The 20,273-nt window shown below is 38.2% G+C and carries 22 protein-coding genes; 1 reads left to right on the forward strand and 21 read right to left on the reverse strand.

All coding sequences use genetic code 11. From position 1 onward, the window contains the following. Window positions 1-33: 33 nt before the first annotated feature. The 7 genes from hisIE to MHB65_RS20375 are packed head-to-tail and all read right to left on the reverse strand — an operon-like array spanning window position 34 to window position 5,748. Window positions 34-651, reverse strand: coding sequence for a bifunctional phosphoribosyl-AMP cyclohydrolase/phosphoribosyl-ATP diphosphatase HisIE (gene hisIE, locus MHB65_RS20345; RefSeq protein WP_342441536.1), 618 nt, complete (start codon window positions 649-651; stop codon window positions 34-36). Continuing rightward, window positions 648-1,409, reverse strand: a complete 762-nt coding sequence (hisF, locus tag MHB65_RS20350) for an imidazole glycerol phosphate synthase subunit HisF (protein WP_342441537.1) — start codon at window positions 1,407-1,409, stop codon at window positions 648-650. The genes hisIE and hisF overlap by 4 nt, the downstream gene beginning before the upstream one ends. Further along, window positions 1,403-2,035, reverse strand: a complete 633-nt coding sequence (hisH, locus tag MHB65_RS20355; RefSeq protein WP_342441538.1) for an imidazole glycerol phosphate synthase subunit HisH — start codon at window positions 2,033-2,035, stop codon at window positions 1,403-1,405. Before hisH ends, hisF begins: the two co-directional genes overlap by 7 nt. Beyond that, the gene (hisB, locus tag MHB65_RS20360; RefSeq protein ID WP_342441539.1) at window positions 2,032-2,631 is read right to left on the reverse strand and encodes an imidazoleglycerol-phosphate dehydratase HisB; all 600 of its coding nucleotides are present in this window, start codon (window positions 2,629-2,631) and stop codon (window positions 2,032-2,034) included. Before hisB ends, hisH begins: the two co-directional genes overlap by 4 nt. A gap of 4 nt (window positions 2,632-2,635) precedes the next feature. Continuing rightward, a complete protein-coding gene (hisD, locus tag MHB65_RS20365) occupies window positions 2,636-3,910 on the reverse strand; it encodes a histidinol dehydrogenase (RefSeq protein ID WP_205445445.1) in 1,275 nt (424 codons plus the stop codon). Window positions 3,911-3,947: 37 nt separating this feature from the next. Next, window positions 3,948-4,583: an ATP phosphoribosyltransferase gene (gene hisG / locus MHB65_RS20370; protein ID WP_205445447.1), complete on the reverse strand. Its 636-nt coding sequence runs from the start codon at window positions 4,581-4,583 to the stop codon at window positions 3,948-3,950. Beyond that, a complete protein-coding gene (locus MHB65_RS20375) occupies window positions 4,576-5,748 on the reverse strand; it encodes an ATP phosphoribosyltransferase regulatory subunit (RefSeq protein ID WP_342441540.1) in 1,173 nt (390 codons plus the stop codon). Before MHB65_RS20375 ends, hisG begins: the two co-directional genes overlap by 8 nt. Before the next feature lie 563 nt (window positions 5,749-6,311). Between MHB65_RS20375 and MHB65_RS20380 the strand changes: the two genes are divergently transcribed. Beyond that, window positions 6,312-6,515, forward strand: coding sequence for a hypothetical protein (locus tag MHB65_RS20380; protein ID WP_054549571.1), 204 nt, complete (start codon window positions 6,312-6,314; stop codon window positions 6,513-6,515). Window positions 6,516-6,911: 396 nt separating this feature from the next. Here the strand turns inward: MHB65_RS20380 and MHB65_RS20385 are convergent, their stop codons facing one another. The 14 genes from MHB65_RS20385 to MHB65_RS20450 all read right to left on the reverse strand — a co-directional run bounded on the left by MHB65_RS20385 (window position 6,912) and on the right by MHB65_RS20450 (window position 20,234). Beyond that, window positions 6,912-7,454 carry an acyltransferase gene (locus MHB65_RS20385; RefSeq protein WP_342441541.1) on the reverse strand — a complete coding sequence of 181 codons (543 nt, stop codon included), beginning with the start codon at window positions 7,452-7,454 and terminating at the stop codon, window positions 6,912-6,914. Window positions 7,455-7,459: 5 nt separating this feature from the next. After that, complete coding sequence (gene ppaX, locus MHB65_RS20390) at window positions 7,460-8,101, reverse strand: pyrophosphatase PpaX (RefSeq protein ID WP_342441542.1); 642 nt, start codon at window positions 8,099-8,101, stop codon at window positions 7,460-7,462. A 13-nt stretch (window positions 8,102-8,114) separates the two neighbouring features. Then, complete coding sequence (lgt, locus tag MHB65_RS20395; protein WP_205445455.1) at window positions 8,115-8,936, reverse strand: prolipoprotein diacylglyceryl transferase; 822 nt, start codon at window positions 8,934-8,936, stop codon at window positions 8,115-8,117. Between the two features lie 46 nt (window positions 8,937-8,982). Next, window positions 8,983-9,918 carry an HPr(Ser) kinase/phosphatase gene (gene hprK / locus MHB65_RS20400; RefSeq protein WP_131521124.1) on the reverse strand — a complete coding sequence of 312 codons (936 nt, stop codon included), beginning with the start codon at window positions 9,916-9,918 and terminating at the stop codon, window positions 8,983-8,985. A gap of 142 nt (window positions 9,919-10,060) precedes the next feature. Continuing rightward, a complete protein-coding gene (gene cccB / locus MHB65_RS20405; protein WP_205445457.1) occupies window positions 10,061-10,378 on the reverse strand; it encodes a cytochrome c551 in 318 nt (105 codons plus the stop codon). A 48-nt stretch (window positions 10,379-10,426) separates the two neighbouring features. Then, window positions 10,427-11,269, reverse strand: coding sequence for a YitT family protein (locus MHB65_RS20410; RefSeq protein WP_205445458.1), 843 nt, complete (start codon window positions 11,267-11,269; stop codon window positions 10,427-10,429). 164 nt (window positions 11,270-11,433) lie between these two features. Next, window positions 11,434-12,663: an HDOD domain-containing protein gene (locus tag MHB65_RS20415; RefSeq protein ID WP_205445460.1), complete on the reverse strand. Its 1,230-nt coding sequence runs from the start codon at window positions 12,661-12,663 to the stop codon at window positions 11,434-11,436. A gap of 164 nt (window positions 12,664-12,827) precedes the next feature. Beyond that, window positions 12,828-13,475 (reverse strand): VTT domain-containing protein, encoded by a 648-nt coding sequence (locus tag MHB65_RS20420; protein WP_205445461.1) that lies wholly within the window; start codon window positions 13,473-13,475, stop codon window positions 12,828-12,830. A gap of 249 nt (window positions 13,476-13,724) precedes the next feature. After that, window positions 13,725-15,272 carry a fatty acid--CoA ligase family protein gene (locus MHB65_RS20425; RefSeq protein WP_342441543.1) on the reverse strand — a complete coding sequence of 516 codons (1,548 nt, stop codon included), beginning with the start codon at window positions 15,270-15,272 and terminating at the stop codon, window positions 13,725-13,727. A gap of 142 nt (window positions 15,273-15,414) precedes the next feature. Then, window positions 15,415-17,349, reverse strand: coding sequence for an ABC transporter permease (locus tag MHB65_RS20430; protein WP_342441544.1), 1,935 nt, complete (start codon window positions 17,347-17,349; stop codon window positions 15,415-15,417). Continuing rightward, window positions 17,321-18,097 carry an ABC transporter ATP-binding protein gene (locus tag MHB65_RS20435; protein WP_004230460.1) on the reverse strand — a complete coding sequence of 259 codons (777 nt, stop codon included), beginning with the start codon at window positions 18,095-18,097 and terminating at the stop codon, window positions 17,321-17,323. Before MHB65_RS20435 ends, MHB65_RS20430 begins: the two co-directional genes overlap by 29 nt. 12 nt (window positions 18,098-18,109) lie before the next feature. Continuing rightward, window positions 18,110-18,535 carry a hypothetical protein gene (locus MHB65_RS20440; protein ID WP_342441545.1) on the reverse strand — a complete coding sequence of 142 codons (426 nt, stop codon included), beginning with the start codon at window positions 18,533-18,535 and terminating at the stop codon, window positions 18,110-18,112. A gap of 11 nt (window positions 18,536-18,546) precedes the next feature. Beyond that, window positions 18,547-19,530 carry a sensor histidine kinase gene (locus MHB65_RS20445; RefSeq protein WP_342441546.1) on the reverse strand — a complete coding sequence of 328 codons (984 nt, stop codon included), beginning with the start codon at window positions 19,528-19,530 and terminating at the stop codon, window positions 18,547-18,549. After that, complete coding sequence (locus MHB65_RS20450; RefSeq protein WP_004230457.1) at window positions 19,530-20,234, reverse strand: response regulator transcription factor; 705 nt, start codon at window positions 20,232-20,234, stop codon at window positions 19,530-19,532. The genes MHB65_RS20445 and MHB65_RS20450 overlap by 1 nt, the downstream gene beginning before the upstream one ends. Between the last annotated feature and the right edge of the window lie 39 nt (window positions 20,235-20,273).

Consider the following 20,273-nt stretch of genomic DNA (forward strand, 5'->3'; position numbering starts at 1 on the left):
TCCCTATTATACCACACAATCAATAATATGCTGTTATTTCTCCTCGTGACGTTTTTCCAACACATGTAGAACATCATAAATGCTTACTTTTTGTTCTTGTAATAGTACTAGGAGATGATAAATTAAATCAGCTGCCTCCCATTTTACTTCCTCTGCATCTCGGTTTTTAGCACCAATGACTACCTCTGTTGCTTCTTCTCCAACCTTTTTACAGATTTTATCGATGCCCTTATCAAATAAATATGTAGTGTAAGCTCCTTCTGGCATTTCTTGCTCTCGCTTTTCAATGACACGAGCAAGTTTAGAAACGATGTCCACAGAGCCGACCTTCTCTTTTTGCTGCATAACCTCATTGAAGCAAGAAATTGTACCATTATGACATGCTGGCCCCGTCGGTAGAACCTCCACTACTAACGCATCTTGATCACAATCTGCTTTGATTGACACTACTTTTTGTGTATGACCACTTGTTGCACCCTTATGCCAAAGCTCTTGACGGGAACGAGAGTAAAACCAAGTTTCCCCTGATTCAATGGTTTTAGCTAATGACTCTTTATTCATATAAGCTACTGTTAATACCTCTTTTGTATTGGCATCTTGTACTACAGCTGCAACAAGACCTCTCTCATCAAATTGAATGTTCTCTATCATCTTACTGCCACTCCTTTTTCACGTAAGTATTCTTTTACTTGCGCTACACTTGTTTCTTTGTAATGGAAGATGGAGGCTGCTAGTGCAGCATCTGCATCTACCTCTTGTGCTAATACTTCGTAAAAATGTTCGGCATGTCCCGCTCCACCACTAGCAATCACAGGGACTGTCACAGCATCACGTACTGCTTTAGTTAAGGCTAAATCAAAGCCAGATTTTTCTCCATCTTGATTCATGCTTGTTAATAAAATCTCACCAGCTCCTAACCGTACAGCCTCTTTTGCCCACTCAATGGCTGACCAAGTTGTTTTGTTGCGTCCACCATGTGTATAAACCATCCATGTGCCATCTTCTTCACTATAGCGAGCATCTATTGCAACAACGATACATTGTGCACCAAAAAAATCTGAGCCTTCCTGAATAAGAGCGGGCCGCTCCAACGCAGACGTGTTCACGGAAACTTTATCAGCACCTGCACGTAATATACGCTTCATATCATCCAATGTACGAATGCCTCCGCCAACAGTAAAGGGGATGGCAAGCGTAGCCGCTGTTTGACGAACAACGTCTACCATCGTTTCTCGACCTTCATGTGAAGCAGAAATATCTAAAAATACAAGCTCATCTGCTCCTTGTTCATCATAGAACTTCGCAAGCTCCACTGGATCTCCTGCATCTCGGATAGAGACAAATTGTATACCTTTTACAACACGACCTTCTTTCACATCAAGACATGGGATAATACGTTTTGTTAGCATGCCTTCACACCTTTCAGCCATTGCTCTAATAAATAAACACCTAATTCTCCTGATTTTTCAGGGTGGAATTGCATGCCAGTCACGGAACCATTTGTCACAATACCAGGTACTTTAATGCCGTAGTAATCCGCATAGGCAACAAGCTCTGATTCTTCTATATCTGCTGCATAAAATGAGTGAACAAAATAGACATGCTTCGCTGATACTTCATTATTTAACCAGGCAGGACGATTTGTCACAATCAGCTCATTCCAACCCATATGTGGCACTCGGTATGCTTGGCCTTCCTGGATACCACTAAAGCGTTTAATGCACCCCTTGAAAAAACCTAGCCCTTTTGTTGAGGTTACTTCATCACTTTGCTCAAACAATAATTGCATGCCTAGACAAATTCCCAAAAGAGGACGGTTTTCGCTTTGTGCCTTGTGTAAATATTGATCTAATTTTGTTTCTGCTAAACGCTTTCTAGCATCAGGGAATGCGCCCACCCCTGGTAACAATAGGGCATCTGTTGTATCTAACACCTTCTCATCAGCCGTTACAATAACTTCACAGCCTAGACGTTTTAATGCCTGTTCCACACTAAATAAATTGCCCATACCATAATCAATGACACCTATTTTCACGTTAACAGCCCCTTAGTCGATGGTACGCCTTTCACACGTGGGTCAATTTCCACTGCCGCATCAATCGCACGTGCTAATGCTTTGAAAATCGCCTCAATAATGTGATGTGTATTTTGTCCATAGGGTACAATTACGTGAACATTCATTCGTGCCTCAAGGGCAAATTTCCATAAAAATTCATGCACTAATTCTGTATCAAACGTTCCTACTTTTTCTTTTAATGTTGGCACACGGTACTCTAGATGAGGGCGATTCGAGCAATCTACCACCACCTGAGCGAGTGCGTCATCCATCGGTACAAAGGCGTTACCATAGCGTTTTATGCCTTTCTTATCACCAAGTGCTTCTCGAACAGCTTGTCCTAAGACAATACCAAGATCCTCTGTTGTATGGTGATCATCAATATAGGTATCACCATTTGCATGTATTGTGCCATTAAATAGTCCATGCTTGATAAATAAGTCAAGCATATGGTCCATAAACCCCACGCCTGTTTGGATATCTGCCTTTCCCTCTCCATCTAAATCAATTGCTACTGAAATTTGCGTTTCATTTGTTGTGCGCTCTATCTTTGCATATCGTTTCTTTTCTGTCATCGTCCTATTCCTTCTCCCATCCACGTGATTCCACTGCACGGGCATGGCCCTCTAAGCCTTCCATACGCGCTAGACGTGCAATTTTTGGTGCATTGTCTTTCCATGTTTTTTCACTATAGTAAACAATACTTGATTTTTTCACAAAATCATCGACATTTAAGCCACTTGCAAAACGAGCCGTACTATTGGTTGGTAACACATGATTCGTCCCTGCAAAATAATCACCAACTGGCTCAGAACTATACCGACCTATAAAAATACCGCCAGCATGTCTTATTTGCTCAGCTAGCCCCTCTGCATTTTCTGTCACAATTTCTAAATGCTCAGGTGCCAATGAATTAATGGCCTCCACTGCATCTGACAACGTTTCAGCTACATAAATTACCCCAAAATTTTCTATGGAAGCACGAGCTACTTCTTGACGTGGTAGGTTCAGCAATTGCTTCTCTACTTCCTCAGCTACTTTTTTGGCTAATGACTCTGAGGTTGTGACAAGGATGGCGCAGGCTAGCGGATCATGCTCTGCCTGTGATAAAAGATCTGCAGCGATCTCATCAGGATAGGCTGAATCATCAGCCAGCACAGCAATTTCACTTGGTCCCGCAATCATATCGATCGCTACTTCTCCAAATACCTCACGTTTGGCAAGTGCCACAAAAATATTTCCTGGACCTGTAATTTTATCGACTGGCGAAATTGTTTCTGTGCCATAGGCAAGAGCTGCAATGGCTTGTGCTCCACCAACTTTATAAATTTCATCAATCCCTAAAAGGTGAGCCGCCACAAGGACACCTGCTGGTAGCTTCCCATTCTGCCCTGCAGGGGAAGTAATAACAATACGTTTCACCCCTGCAACCTGTGCTGGTATCACATTCATCAATACAGATGAAGGGTAGGCTGCTGTGCCACCCGGAACGTATAGTCCTACTGCATCTAAGGCTGTCACCCGTTGACCTAGCCAAGAACCATCTCCCAGTTCTAATCGATAACCTGAACGTATTTGTTGTTCATGATAAAAACGGATATTTTCCGCAGCTTCCGCTAAGTCCTTATAGAGTTGTTGATCAAGTGCATTTACTGCTTCCTGTATTTCTTCTTCAGAGACACGGAAGCTCTCAGGTACATAGCCATCCCATCTCTCAGTATAGGTACGTAATGCTGCATCACCCTGTGCCTTAACATCTGATAGCACCTGTCGCACAACTTTTATCTGTTCCTCATTTCCCCCTTCAAGTGGTCTTTTTAAGGAAATGCCTTTTTCAAGCTTTGTTATTTTCATAGGATGAATCCCCTTTAGTCTATGTAGCTAAAAATGATTACTTTTTCTGCTCATTCACACATTTCTTTAATCGCTTCACGAGGTCAATAATACGCTCACCTTTCATACGATAACTTACTGGGTTTGCAATTAGTCGGGAAGAGACAGCGGTAATAAATTCATATTCTACTAAGCCATTTTCTTTTAATGTACGACCCGTAGAAACAATATCGACAATTCGATCAGCTAAGCCAATCATTGGTGCTAATTCAATAGAACCGTTAAGCTCGATTATTTCCACTTGCTCTCCAATGCCTTTGTAGTACTTCATTGCAATATTCGGATATTTAGTAGCAATTCTAGGTGCAATCTCATTCATTGAAGTGTTTGGTAAGCCTGCAGAAGCGATATAGCAATTACTAATTTTCAAATCAAGTAATTCATGCACCTCTCGCTGTTGCTCTAACAAAACATCCTTCCCAGCAATACCAATATCAGCTACACCATGTTCAACATAGACAGGAACATCCATTGGCTTTGATAAAATAAAGCGAATTTTTTCCTCGGGTATTTCAATCATTAATTTACGTGACATCTCTACTTCTTCTGGTAAATTAAAGCCTGCCTCTAACAACATTTGATATGCCTCTTCAAAGATTCGTCCTTTGGGCATTGCAATCGTCAATTCATTCACCGCCAACTTCCTCCTGTCCAACTACCACCACTTCTGTAAAGTATGCTAAAAAGGCCGCTTCATCGACTAGACTACTACGTAACTGTAAAGTAGCTAATTTTCCTGTTGCTCGTAATGTTTTAACCTTTAGTAAAGCCGCCTCAAATTGTTCTTCCTCAAAAAGTACAACGGTTGCTTCCTGTCGTTTCTCTGTTTGCCCATTTAAAGTTTCTAATAAACGATCTACTCGAATACTAAACCCTGTAGCACCAACTTTCGAACCAAATACCTCTAACAGGCCATCATAACGGCCTCCATTTCCTAATAAAAAGCCACTTCCTACAGCAAATACTTCAAAAAGCATGCCTGTGTAATAACTCATATGACTCGAAAGTGTGAAATCAAATGCTATATAATCAGCTAAGTCAGCCATTTCCAATAGTTGAGCAAGCTGTTGCATGTATTCTAATGCATCATTTTTACGGACATATTTTTCAATATCTCGGATATCTTTAACATTCATGGCTTCTTCAATAAATTGTAAGAGGGCATCAGATTTTGCTTTTGGCAGGTCAAAAGACTCCACCGCTTCTTCAAACCCTACATAATTTCGTTGGACAAGCAATGTTCTAAGAATTGTTTGCTGTTCGATACTCTCTGTGTAATCTTGTAAAATGCAATTTAGTATGCCAGCATGTCCAATCGTGATTTTAAACTCTTCTAATTTAAAATGCTTTAATAGCTCCATTGCCGTTACAATAACTTCTGCATCGGCAAATACGGATTGATCACCTATTAACTCAATCCCCATTTGATCAAACTCTGCTGGTCTTCCACCCTCTGCTTCCTGAGCTCGAAAAACGCTCGCGAAATAGGCAAGACGTAGAGGAATCATTTCTTTCAATAATTTTGATGTAGCTACTCGAGCAATTGGTGTAGTCATATCAGGTCGTAGCACTAACGTGTTTCCTTGGCTATCTACTAGCTTAAATAAATGAGCATCAGCAATAGCCGAAGCCTTTCCCACTGTATCGAAATACTCCACAGCAGGCGTTTTAATAAACTCATAACCCCTTTTATATAAAAAGTCTCTGCCAGCATGTCTAACAGCTTCAACTTTCTCATAGATTTGCGGAAATGTATCGCGCATTCCAAGTGGTTTTTCAAACATTTTTATTGACGACATATGGACACTTCCTTACATTTCACTTTAATTCACTAGAGTATTAGAGAATTAGATTATGAAAGAATTTTAACTTATTTCAATTAAACAGTCAACGCTATCCTTATTAATTATCAAAATCTTTAAATACTTATTATTCTGTTAATTATACACATTAAGTAGAAAAGAATTACATAAAAAGCATGACTCATTTCTCTTATAATTTGACAAAATATTTTACTGAGAATGAGAATGTGTCTAAAATGTGACAAATCAATTATTAATCACTTAAAGTATTCGCTAAAAAATTGATAATGATTCTCTCTTAACAAATCATTGGTAAAAATAAAGATTTATCAATAGACTATTCTCAATATAGAAATCCATAAATTATCTCAGAATAATTATTTTTCATCTCTCACTTAAAATGATTATCAATCTCATTATCATCAAGAATACTTTACTATCAATATCCTGATTGATTATTACTCTCATTCTATTTTTCTTTTTACATTTTAAAAAACTTAATATAGAATAGCATTAATAACAAAAAGAACCATATACACTACACATTGGAGGGATTTATTATGGCATGTCCATTCGTACAACTTAGTGAGCAAATGATCGTTAGTATTTGTAAAGGCGAGTTTTATCCTGGTGACAAAGTAACACTTCATACAACTGAAGACATTGATGGGACTGCAATTAAATCAACCTTTGTTGAAACTACTTGCTTAGGTGATCACGACACTTGTGAATTCAAGTCAGACTATGACGCAGCTCTTGCATAAACAGTAAAAGCTACTCCAAAAACTAATGATTTTTGGAGTAGCTTTTTTATGCAAAAAACTCACGAAGTATATACCTATACTACGTGAGTTCATAGTGTTGAAAAACAAAACAATCAATAGAATTTTTGTGAAAAGTGAAAATGAATTTCCGTTGCAGGCTACTTGCTTTCCTGTGGGCGAGCGCCGAGCCGCTTCCTCCGCTACCGCTCCGTGTATCGACGGGAGTCAAGTAGCAAAAGTGTTCTTGCAGGTTTTCAAATAAAAAGGTGTTCAGTGAAAAGCTACTCCATTGAAAAAAAACTAATGATTTTTGGAAAAAAGTAGACACTTTTGGTTTTAGTGGAGCCAGCGCAAAAAGAACTCACGAAGTATATACCCATACTGCGTGAGTTTCTATTATTTTTTTGGTGTACACCACTCTACAGTCTCATTGCGTTTGCGCTCTGTCATTTGTTCAGCAGTATAAATAATTCGCATCGGATTGCCCCCTGCTAAACAACCTGCTGGTACATCCTTATGTACAAGAGTGGCAGCTGAAACAATGGCACCATCTCCAATTGTTACACCTGGTAAAATGGTTGAATTTGCCCCTATCATTACTTCATTTCCAATATGAACATCACCTAAGCGATATTCCTCTATTAAATATTCATGCGCTAAAATGGTTGTATTAAATCCAATTACGGTATTGTTTCCAATGAAAATTCGTTCTGGAAACATGGTATCTGGCATGACCATTAAGGCTAAAGACGTTTGCTTACCAATTGTCATGTTTAAAAATGTACGATAAAGCCAGTTTTTCACACGTAAAAGTGGTGTGAAGCGTCCAATCTGAATGACAATGAAACACTTCATCACCTTCCAAAAGGACACCGTATCATATATATTCCAAAGTGAATTGGCTCCTTCGACACGGTAACGTTCTGTTTTACGCGCCATCTATCCTACCCCTCTTTCACAATATCAAATAAATCTGACATATGCTGTAACATATATTCTGGTTGATACTGCTGTAAGTACGCCTCACCTTTAATTGCCCAAGCAACACCAGCTGCTCTTACACCAGCACGATGTCCTGCTTCAATATCATGCGAATTATCACCAATCATAATGGCGTATTCTTTTTCTATTCCTAATCGTTCCAAAGCAAGTAATACTGGCTCTGGATCAGGCTTCACATTGTTCACATCATCTGTACCAATACGCACATCAAATAGATGCGTTGCCCCAAGAATAGCAAGTCCACGATCAATGGTCTCATTACGTTTCGTCGAAACAATAGCCAATCGTATACCTTGAGCTTTTAATTGCTCTAGTGTTGACACAACATCAGGGTATTGGCTGACTAGTTCATCATGGTGCTCAATATTCCAAGCGCGATACATTTCTATCAAAGCTTCTTCTTCACCTGGTGCAATGTCATTAAATGTCTGTTTCAATGATGGACCAATGAATTTCAGGCAATCTTTTGGCGAATATTGCCCGGGAAATCGCTCATTTAATACATGCATAAATGTTTGAATGATTAAATCATTGGTATTCAGTAAAGTTCCATCAAAATCAAATAGTAGTGCCTTTACAGCCATCTTTTACAACCCCTTATTTATTATCCAAGTATTTCACGGCTGGTTTCACTTTTATTCTACGATAAATAATTGCACCTAGACCAACTACAATACCAATAATGGAGACAACCTGTGCTGAACGTAAATCTCCAACTAAGTAGAGGCTATCTGTACGCATCCCTTCGATATAGAAGCGACCGATAGAATACCATATTAAATAGCTAAAGAAAATTTCACCACGATGTAAGTTCACTTTGCGCAAAGCTAATAAAATGATAAGCCCAATCAGGTTCCAAACCGATTCATATAAAAAAGTGGGATGTACATAAGAACCTAATTCTTCGATATACATTTGATTAATAATCCAATCTGGTAGCATTAGGTTTTCTAAAAATGCTTTCGATACCTCACCACCATAAGCCTCTTGGTTCATAAAGTTGCCCCATCGCCCAATAATCTGCCCGATTAAAATACTAGGTGCTGCAATATCTGCTACTCGTAAAAAGCTTACATTTTTTATACGAGTAAATATGTAAGCTGTGACAAATGCCCCGATGAGTGCTCCGTGAATGGCAATACCACCATTCCATATCTCAATGATTTTTCCTGGATTTTCGCTATAGTAATCCCATCGCATTGACACATAGTAAATACGTGCACAGATGATGGATATAGGAACTGCCCATAATAATAAATCTGCAAGAAAATCTTCAGGCAAACCACGCTTAACAGTCTCTCTTTGTCCAACAATATAGGCTAAAATGATTCCCGACACGATTAGCAATCCGTACCAACGAACTGGAATGGGGCCTAAATGAAAGGCGATCGGGTCAATCTGTAATAGTAATAAATCCATCTTCTACTCCTCTCAATATGTCATGAACAATGTTGTTTGTAACTTTTTAATCATCTAACACATCATTAGATGTAATCACTTCATCTAAACGTCTTGAAAATTCCTCTGCTGCATTGACGCCCATTTTCTTTAAACGATAATTCATTGCTGCCACTTCGATAATAACGGAGACATTGCGTCCTGGTCTTACCGGAATTGTTAATTTTGTTAGTTCCGTATCAATTATCTTCATTTTTTCTTCTTCTAAGCCTAATCGATCATAAACTTTTTGTGGATCCCATATTTCTAGTTCAATGATGAGGGTAATCCGTTTATAGGGACGTACTGCACTTGCACCAAAGAGTGTCATGATGTCAATAATGCCGATTCCTCGTATTTCCAATAGATGCTCTAAAAGAGGAGGAGGGCTCCCAATTAATAGGTTTTCTGATTCTTGACGAATTTCAACACAATCATCAGCTACTAAACGATGACCCTTTTTTACAAGCTCAAGTGCTGTTTCACTTTTACCTACACCGCTTTTACCAATAATAAGCACACCGATACCATACACATCGACAAGCACACCATGCGCTGCTGTCATTGGAGCTAAGCGTCCCTCTAAGTAGTTCGTCAATCTACTCGAAAATTTGGTTGTGGTCATATGTGTTTTGAACACAGGTACATGCTTTTCGTTTGAGGCCTGAATAAGCTCCTCTGGTACTTCTAAATCTCTAGAAATAATAATAGCAGGCGTGTCTTGTGAACAAAGTAAACGCATACGCTCAAGCTTGACATCTGCTGGTAGCATTTCAAAAAAGGAAAGTTCCGTCTTGCCGAGCAATTGTACACGATTTGCCGGATAATGGGTAAAATAACCTGCCATTTCAAGACCTGGTCTTGAAATATCACTTGTCACAATTGTCCTGCCTATTCCTTCTTCACCAGCTAATAACTCTAACTTAAATTTCTCCATAACATCTCTTGTTAATACTACGACCAATGAAAAAGCCTCCAATCAATGGATAAGGTTCTCCTTATTTTAGCATGTCTATGTGTAAAAGAAATGTATTTACTCTCAATACAATGTTTACTTTCACTAAAAAAACTAGCGGCTCTCCAGCCCGCTAGTTTTTTAAAAGCTATTATTTTTGAGCCGCTAACCACTTAGCAACTGCCTCAGCATCTGCACCTTTTACTAATCCTGCAGGCATGCCGTTTTTACCATTATTAATAATATCTAAAATTTCTGATTCAGATAAACGAGAACCTACATCATTTAATGCTGGACCATTTGCACCTTGTAGCTCGCCACCATGACAAGTAACACAAGATTTCATTGCAATCGCTTCGCCATCTGGCTCTGTAGCACTTTCATTATTAGTTGCAGTTTTATCTCCGCCACCACATGCAGCTAAGAAGATTGCTGATCCGAACACTAATGTTAACATTGCTTTTTTCATTAGTACCCCTCCTCATAATAAATACCTTACGCCGCCATTATACCAAATTTATGCACGTTTGAAACCTTCTCCTAATACCTCATAAGCATCAGAAACGATAACAAACGCTGATGGGTCAACGCTTTTAATGAGTTGTTTCAGCTTTGTGAATTCTGTTTGATAAACAACAACCATCAGAACTGGTCGTGCTTCTCCTGTATACCCACCGATTGCTGGTAACTTCGTTACACCACGATTGATTTCAGCATATATGGCTTCCCTTACCTCATCTTGTTTCAATGTAATGATATAGACCATTTTAGATTGACTGAAACCTAGCTGAATAATATCAATCGTTTTTGTGGTAACATAAAGTCCAATGAGAGCATACAAACCTTTTTCTAAGTCGAAAACAATTGCTGCACTAATTGCGATAACGCCATCTATTAACAGCACACTTGTTCCAAGCGACAATCCTGTATATTTCGTAATGATTTGCGCTAGTAAATCAGTGCCACCAGTTGAAGCATTCCCCTTAAAGACCAGTCCTATCCCCAGGCCAACAACAATTCCGCCAAAAAGAGCACCCAATAAAGGATTATCAGTCCAAGGCTCCCAGCTATTCGTTAACAAGACAATAAACGGTAACGTAATTGTCCCAATAAAGGATTTTATCCCAAATTTTTTGCCCAGAAATAACACACCAGCAATAAAAAGCGGAATGTTAAATGCATATTGAACAATTCCCGGATTCCAACCAAATAAACCATGTAAAATCGTACTAATCCCACTTACCCCACCTGAAGCGACTTGATTTGGTAATAAAAAGACATTAAAACCAACAGCAATTATTGCCGCTCCTACTATGACATACACATACTCCACAATGCTATCTCTCACATCATGTTTCATTTCCCCACGCCCACTTCAACTATCAGAATTTTTTAAAGACGAGATGATTATAGCAAATACTTTTAGCCTTGAGAACTTCATCTTGATGAAGGGATACTATATTGAGGAAGATATAAAATAAGCTATCTTACTGTAATCAATAAGATAGCTTTTGCTGATTTGGTTTAAAATGATTTTTCTGCCCATTCGATGGCTTCATAATATAAAAGATCAATATCAACTAACTGAATATTCAACTGTACAGCTAGCTCTTCTAATCGCGGCCAATCTAATTTGCTTAACGCAATACTAAACTCCAAATAAGGGGACATTTCCGTTTCAAAGCCTAAAATGGTATTCGTAATATCCTCTGAGAATGGTAGTTGCTGTAAAATAACATTCATCGGTCTTTGAAGTAATGTATCGATAAGTGAAAACATGCCGACTAAAAAATATTCTGAGAAATTCTTTTTATAAGATAGCTTAGCTAGTTTCTCACAAACCTTAGCTCGGAATAAAGACGTACACATCACTTCTTTAAACAGATCGGAATCGGCATCGATATCAATTTCACGCATGGCCAATAAATAAATCCATTTTCGTAAATTCGATACGCCTAGTAATACAATCGCTTGTTTGATGGAGCGCACTTTCGATTTAGAGCGTTTAGATGAGTTATTAATCATTTGCAATAATTTGTATGTCAATGAAATATCACGTTCAATATTTTCAGCTAATAATTGAATATTCGGTTCTTCCTCTTTCAGTAAGGAGATAATGTGAATATATTGAATCGCATTCGCTGGAATGTCTGTTGCTCGTATTATTTGCGGTTGTTCAAAAAAATAACCTTGAAATAACACATAGCCAGAGGATTTAGCGACTTCAAATTGGTGACGCGTCTCTACCTTTTCAGCAAGCAATTGAATATGTGGAAATTTCTCCTTTACTTTATTTTCAATTTCCATTCTTTTTACGATGGAAGAGGCTAAAAAATCTACCTTAATATAATCAATTTGTTCGAATAATTCATCATAAACTTCCACTTGATCATCCATCATAAAATCATCCAAAGCAATTTGAAACCCATGTTTTTTTAGCTCAATCACACGCTCCACTAACTGAGAGGTAAGTGGAACATCCTCTAATATTTCAATCACTACCTGTGAGGGATTTAAAAATTCATGTATAGAGCTCATCAGTAGGTTTTCAGTAAAATTAACAAAACCAGGCTTACCTTTCGTTACCTCTTCAAAGCCAATTGAAAGAAATGAGTTCACAAGTACGTCAATCGTTGCTGCATCTGAATCAACCATTGGAAAGGCATTTACGTTTTTGCTACGATATAACAATTCATATGCAACGACCTGCTCATGCAGATTAAATATAGGCTGTCTGCCAATGAATACTTCCATTTCGTTGCCCCCATTTCTCCATTTTCTAGTAATTTATAGTATAACATTTTTTACGACCTGATGCTTATACTTCAAGCTAACTTAGCATGGTCTCATTGGCTTTTTTAGACAATTTAAAAGAAAAGACAGTCCCGTGATAATTCATCACTTTAGGACTGTCCTTATTATTTACCCACTTTGGCTTTGATTGCTCCAATCACTGCAGGCACAACTGATATAAAGATAATCAAAATAAGTACAACTGAGAAGTTATCTTTAATAATTGGAATATTTCCAAAGAAGTAACCTAATAATGTACAACTGAATACCCATAAAATGGCACCAAAAATATTAAAGAATAAGAAATAACTATATTTCATTTTACTTGCACCTGCCACAAACGGGATAAATGTACGAATAAATGGCATGAAACGTGCAATAACGATCGTTTTCCCACCATGTGTATTAAAGAATTTTTCTGCTGCTTCCATCCGCTCTTTTTTTACAACTCTACCAAGGAGGCTCTTTGGTGGGATAGATGTCCCTACCTTATGTCCAATATGATAGTTCATCGTATCTCCCAAAATAGCTGCTGCTAAAAATACAGGGATTAAAATCCACATATCAAACGCGCCCATTGCAGCGGCTAATGTTCCACTTGCAAATAACAAGGAATCACCAGGTAAGAATGGGAAAATAACAACGCCTGTTTCTACAAAAACAATCGCAAATAAAATAAGATAACTCCAATTGCCAAAATCACGAATAATTTCTTCTAAATGCACATCGATATGCACAATAAAACTGATTAACTCCTTAATGAGCTCTAACATGTTTTTGTATGCTCTCTTTCAATAGTATTTTTACCTAAAAGCTTTGACGTGGCTTCACCTCAAAGGGTTCCAGTTTTGTACGTCTTTTTACATTACTTCCTCACTATATGACAAGCCCTTGAAAAGTATGTAGAAGATTTCACAAGTTTGATTTTATCACTTACAGACATCTACTCTCAACTGATTTTACTATTATACGAATAATGTACAAAAAAAGAGCTACCATTTTTCAATAGTAGCTTTTCTCGTTTAAACTTTTTCTTTTAATGAACGTCTTAATATTTTTCCTGTTGTGTTTTTTGGTAGTTCATCCAGTATTTCAATTACTTTCGGTACCTTGTATTTCACCATACGCTTAGCACAATAGGATAAAAGATCATCTGTCGTAGTAGCCGCTACTTCTTTTAACACTACATAGGCATGAACCGCTTCTCCTAAGTTCGGGTCTGGGAAGCCTACCACCGCTGCCTCCACAATATTATTATGGGCAAACAGCACTTCCTCCACCTCACGAGGATAAACATTAAAGCCCCCTACAATAATCATATCCTTTTTGCGATCGACAATGTAAAAATACCCTTCTTCATCTACTTTTGCTAAATCTCCTGTAAAGAGCCAGCCGTCGCGAATCGTCATCGCCGTTTCTTCAGGCATTTTATAGTAACCCTTCATCACATTTGGACCATGTACAATCAGCTCTCCAACTTCGCCAACAGGCACTTCCTGACCATTGACATCGACAACTTTGTTCTCGACATTGCTAATGGATGTTCCGATAGAGCCAGCTTTACGCTCACGATCTAATGGGTTAAAACATGTAACGGGTGAAGCTTCGGATAAGCCATATCCCTCTGACACACGCACATTGAATTTCTGCTCGAAATTATGTAATAGTGCAACAGGCAAGGAGGCACCACCTGAAATCGCTAAACGAATTGTCGAGAAATCTTCAGGATTGCCTTCAGGTAATTGATATAAGAAATTATACATGGTAGGAACACCAGCAAATACCGTTGCTTTTTGCTCTCGTGCTAAAGCAAAAATTTCACTAGGGCTAAAGCGTGGTGCAAGTAAAACTGTTGCTCCACTTAATAAAGGTGCATTAACCACTACCGTTAAGGCAAAAACATGAAACACAGGTAATGTTGCAATGACACGGTCCTCTGCTTTAATTCCTAGATAATGGGCAACATCACGTGCATTTGAGTACACATTGCCATGTGTCAGCATAGCCCCCTTTGGACTACCTGTAGTTCCTGACGTATATAAAATAATAGCATTATCATCATCTGCTACTTCAACAGGTTGTAAAGATTGAGAAGCATTGGCGATAACCTGTGTAAATAAATGTGTTTTTTCTTGTGCTTGTGGTGATAAAGCTCTCACTTTTTCCGCTATATCTGGTGTTGTTTCACAAACTATAAATGTTTTTACTTGAGGAAATGCTTGTACACCTTTTTCAACCAAAGGAAGCAACATATCCAGAGCAATAACTGCTTTTACATCTCCATTATGCAAAATGTAAGAAATTTCATCCGGTGTATAGATTGGATTAACAGGTATTGCTGTTGCCCCTAAGCGCATTGTTGCATATAAGGCAATTAAATAGTGTGGCGTATTGCCGAGTAAAAACGCCACATGATCCCCTTTTTCAACGCCTAAATCTTGTAATCCCTTTGCAAAGCGGCCAACAGTATGCTCAAATTCCCCGTAAGTCGTATCTTTCCCCATAAAATGATACGCCACTTTTTCAGGTTGTTCTGTTGCCTGTTGACGAACACGTGAAACTAAATTCAATTACACCATCCCCTTATCGTATAAAATGAATCGCTATTCAGTAATATTATATAAGAAATATATCTAAAAAACAATGAGTCTTTTTATCTCATGTCATAAATTACGTCAAATAATTCATTTTTTTCTCTTTTAAACAAATACATCATGAACGAATATGAGAGATATAGCGCCAACGAATTAAATAAAAATAAACTACTTGTATTAATACAAAAAAGCCAAAAGCAAAGAATACTTCTTTTACAATCGAAATATTTGCAAAGTCTCTCAAAATACCTTGAACCATTAGAAAAGCAAAGGCACTATGCATCATCGCAACACCCCAAGGTAAAAAGAATTGGGGAAATAAATGGCGATTAACTAGCTTTTTTAGCTCGGTATCCGTTAACCCCATACGCTTTAATACATCAAATTTACGCTTTTCACGTTCGAGGGATGTATGCAGTTTAAAATAGATAAAGCTTCCAGCCGCAAGTAAAAATACAGTGGCAACTAAGACACCCACTAATGTAAATAATGAGTAGGTAGCTAGTATATAAGAATAATTTAATCCTGCATTTTCAAAGTAAAAAGGGCTAAATTTATCCTTCTTAATAAAATATAAATTGGATTCTAGATGATCGATATCCTTACCAATATCTTTTGTTTCCATCCATTGAGGAATAACAAATGTAAATAGATGATAGCTTGGTTGAATTATGTCTTGATCGGAAATCGGATGAATAAGCTTTGCGAAGTCTTCATCACTAATGACAATCGAATTGACACTTACTATCGAACCCGGAAACACTATTTTGGGATAGACACTATCAATGGTGAGCGATATATTGTTTTCTTCCAAAACAGTATGCACAATTCGATTTTTTAATTTTTTTAGGGAATCCTCCGAATAAGGAATGAATACTGCCTCACCTGCTCCCAGATTCAATAATGGATAACTATAGGAAGACAGTAAGACGTTCATATCGGACTCCCGAAAAACCTCCACTTCGTTTCGAGTGAAGGATGAGGTTTGCTTCACAACAATAAAACGGGATAGCTGATAAGATAAACCTTTCTCCTCTAATTGCAGCCTTAAAGAATTGATATGCTCCCGTTCATATGGATTATCGACATCCCCCTTATAAACCAGTCCGAGTGGATTTAATCGATCATATTGAGTTGTATAAGAGGACATCGTCGCTAAAACACCCACGGATAAAAATGCAAGTGTGGATACCATCGTCACAACGAAAAACATTTTCACGTTGTCCATCATAATATGAGTTTGTTCAGCTAGTGAGAGGAGACGGTAGCGTTGCCAATGATATTTCCGTTTCCCACGCGCTAAATCTAAAAAGCAAGGGACGGAATCACTGAAAAAATAATAGGTGCCAAATGTTGCTGAAAATGGTATTAACAGCGTTAGCCCGATTAATGATGTATGTCCAACAACAAACGCTAGAATATACGTCGTTACTATTAGAGCAATACCATAGACAGCTCGTATTTTGGAATAAGTTGTTAAGCTATTTAAATAATCACTGCCTTTAATGAGATCTCGTAATTTTCTCTCTCGTGTAAAATACACACTAATAAAAGAAATAACGAAAAACGCACTTGTGAAAACACCAATCGTCAGTAAAAATGGCTCCCATGATACATATAGCGGTAAATCATCTAAATGTAAAATTTCTCGTACAATCATAAAAAAGAATTTTGAAAACGAGAAACCAAAGACAATCCCTACTATAATGGAGCCAGAGCCAATAATCATCGTCTCTAAAAAAACAAGTCTATTCATCTGACGCTTTTCCATTCCCAAGTGCAATAAAATGGCAAATTCATGTGATCTGGCCTCTAAAAAGGCACTCATGGAATAATATAAAAAGAATAATGTGAAGAGGACCAGAACAATTTCAGCCCCCACCATCCCAATGAGAGACATTTCTCCTAATATCCCACGTTCAATATCAGGATGAAACATCAGCATGGAATAGATAAAAAATACAGCCACAGAAAAAAAGCTCGCCATGAAAAAGGCACCATATATCCGGCTGTTCCGCACGACATTACGGTAAGCGAATTGTCGAAAGGTCACCTACTTGCCCTCCTCCTAGTAAGCTTAAAACATTTAATATACGTTGGAAAAACATCTGACGACGGTCATCTCGATAAATTTCATTGAAAAATTCACCATCTTTAATGAATAACACTCGATCACAATAACTTGCTGCAATCGGATCATGCGTGACCATCACAATTGTCGTTTGTTTATCCTGATTCACTTTTGTTAATAGTTCAAGCACATCACGTGAAGAATTCGAATCTAAATTACCTGTCGGCTCGTCCGCTAAAATGAGACTTGGATTATGAATAAGCGCTCGACCAATTGCCGTTCTTTGTGCCTGTCCTCCAGATATTTCATTTGGACGTTTATGAAGGAAAGAAGTTAAGTCTAGCTTTTCTACAATACTTGCCAGACGCTCCTCCATTACCTCTAGCGGCTGCTGATCTAATGTTAAAGGCAACACGATATTTTCCTCGACCGTCAGCATATGCAAAAGATTGAAATCCTGAAACACAAAACCGAGCTGTCTTCTTCTAAAATAAGCAAGCTCTGTTGCATTCAATTTATGTGGATTCATTCCATCTAGTATAATTTCTCCACTAGTTGGTTCATCGATGGTCGAAATAATATTCAGTAATGTCGTTTTACCGCTTCCTGAGGGACCCATAACAGCTAAAAACTCGCCTTCTTCCACGTCAAAGCTCAACTGATTTAATGCACGATGTGTGACTTTGCCTTCGTACACTTTTGTTACATCTTTAATTTGTAAAATAGGCATACTTCATTCACCTTATTTCTTCATTAATTCTAAGGATTGGGGTAAAAGCCACTGTAATACGACCTCAAAACCGATGTGAAAATGAGGCTCTGTTAAAGCCAGCAGTGACTCTTCCTCTACTAAACTAAAGCAATGCTCCCCAACAATCACATCCCACGCATCCGTTTCTCCCTCTATAATCTCCCCACATACAGTATAATACCCGCTGTACATGATCTGTTGACCGTCGACAGGAAAGGCATTCAATAATGTTGGTTGCTGTAAGTTTAACCCAAGGCTAGTTGAAAAATGCAGAAGCTCTTCGTCTAGCTTTTCATTTGCCATGAGGAAATTTTGATAGGCTAATGGATCTCCCGCTTGCAGATGCGTCATATAAAGAGCTTTTGTTTTCTCCTTATCAATCGTTAATTTCCAATCTTCTATACATACTTCTACCATCCGAATGCCCCCTAATTTGTAAATGTTACTGTCACAATCGTTCCTTTTCCTACCTCTGATGTAATAGCCAGCTCATGCCCTAGCTTTTCACAGATTTCTTTGGCTAAATAAAGGCCCATCCCAGTAGATTCCCCTGTTTTCCGCCCATTTTCGCCAGTAAAAAAGGCTTTCGTAACACGTGAGAGATCGGAAGCTGGAATCCCAATACCCTCATCACAAATAGCTAGCTGTACATAGTCATCCTTTTCAATGGCAGAAATAACAATTTTTTTATTGGCTTCAAACGTGTATTTCACCGCATTGGTGATAAACTGCCCAAGAATGAAGCGAAGCCATTTCGAATCACTGGCAACAATAAGGTCATCCTCAATATGAATTTCCGGGAAAACTCTTTTCGTAATAAATAAACGTTTATTTTCATTAACAGTTGCAGTTACTATGGCTTTTAGCGCAACTCGCTCTACTTGCATGTCATCCTCAAAATTTTCTAATCGTGCATTGACTAGTACCATGTCCAAACCCCTACGCAAGCGATCAATTTCCTCCTGGACATTCTTTTTATCAAGTGGACGGTCATCCTGTAATAATAATTCAATTACCGAAATAGGTGTTTTCATTTGATGGACCCACTGGTTCATAAACTGATCATGTCTTTTTTGACTTGCATATAACGCATGCAGCTCATGTTGATAAAGTCGATACAACTCATGCATATACTTCTCGCTTTGCATAGCTTCTGGCGTTTTTGCATTTTTTTGTAGCACATCCTCCATTGCTGTGGGAAGCTGGGTTATCTTCAGCAAGTAGCGTTGTCGCATTAAATAGCGGACAAGTAAAAATGAGGCTAATAGTACAAGGCTAATACAAAAGGAATAAATAGCTGTATCAATATTTCGAAAACCGTCTAGCGCATAGATAATCATGATAAAGCCAACTAATATGAGCTGAAACACAATAAATGATGCATAATCACGTAAAAAAAGCTTCCAGCCCACTATAGCTCACCTGCACTTAATATGAATCGATAGCCTGCACCACGTACCGTTTCGATTGTGGACGATATATGATAATCCGCTAACTTTTTTCGAACTCTGGTCATATTCACATTCAATGTGTTCTCATCGACAAATGCCTGATCGTCCCAAAGTTCCTCTAACAATTGCTCACGTGACACTACTTTCGGTGCATTGCCCATCAGCAGCTCTAAAATGATACATTCTTTTTTCTGAAGTGGAATTTCTAAATCATTTTTATGTAGCTCCATTCTTTCTAAATGAAGTACAAGCTGTCCTTGCTTGATTGTCCGCTCCTCTTGCCTTGCTGCATATTCACCATATGTACGGCGTAGATGACTACGGATTTTAGCCAACACAATTTCGTAGTTAAAAGGCTTTGTAATGAAATCGTCGCCACCATTTTCAAGTGCAAAGATTTGGTCCATTTCTCCTGAGCGAGCAGAAATGAAAATAATCGGGCATGTTGTATGCTGACGTAGCTGGCGACACCAATAATAGCCATCGTAAGCAGGTAAATTTATATCAAGCAGCACCATATGTGGATTAAATGCTGTAAATTCTTCTATGAGATGATCAAATTCTTGAATTGTTGCAACTTCGTATTGATATTTTCTAAGCGTTTCCGCTAGTAATGATGCAATCTTGACATCATCTTCAACTATGAATATTCGATGCTTTTCCATATCAACACTCCTTTCTTTCTATATTGTATCAAAAAAAGG

The organism is Lysinibacillus sp. FSL K6-0075, assembly GCF_038592945.1.
Lineage (GTDB): Bacteria > Bacillota > Bacilli > Bacillales_A > Planococcaceae > Lysinibacillus > Lysinibacillus fusiformis_F.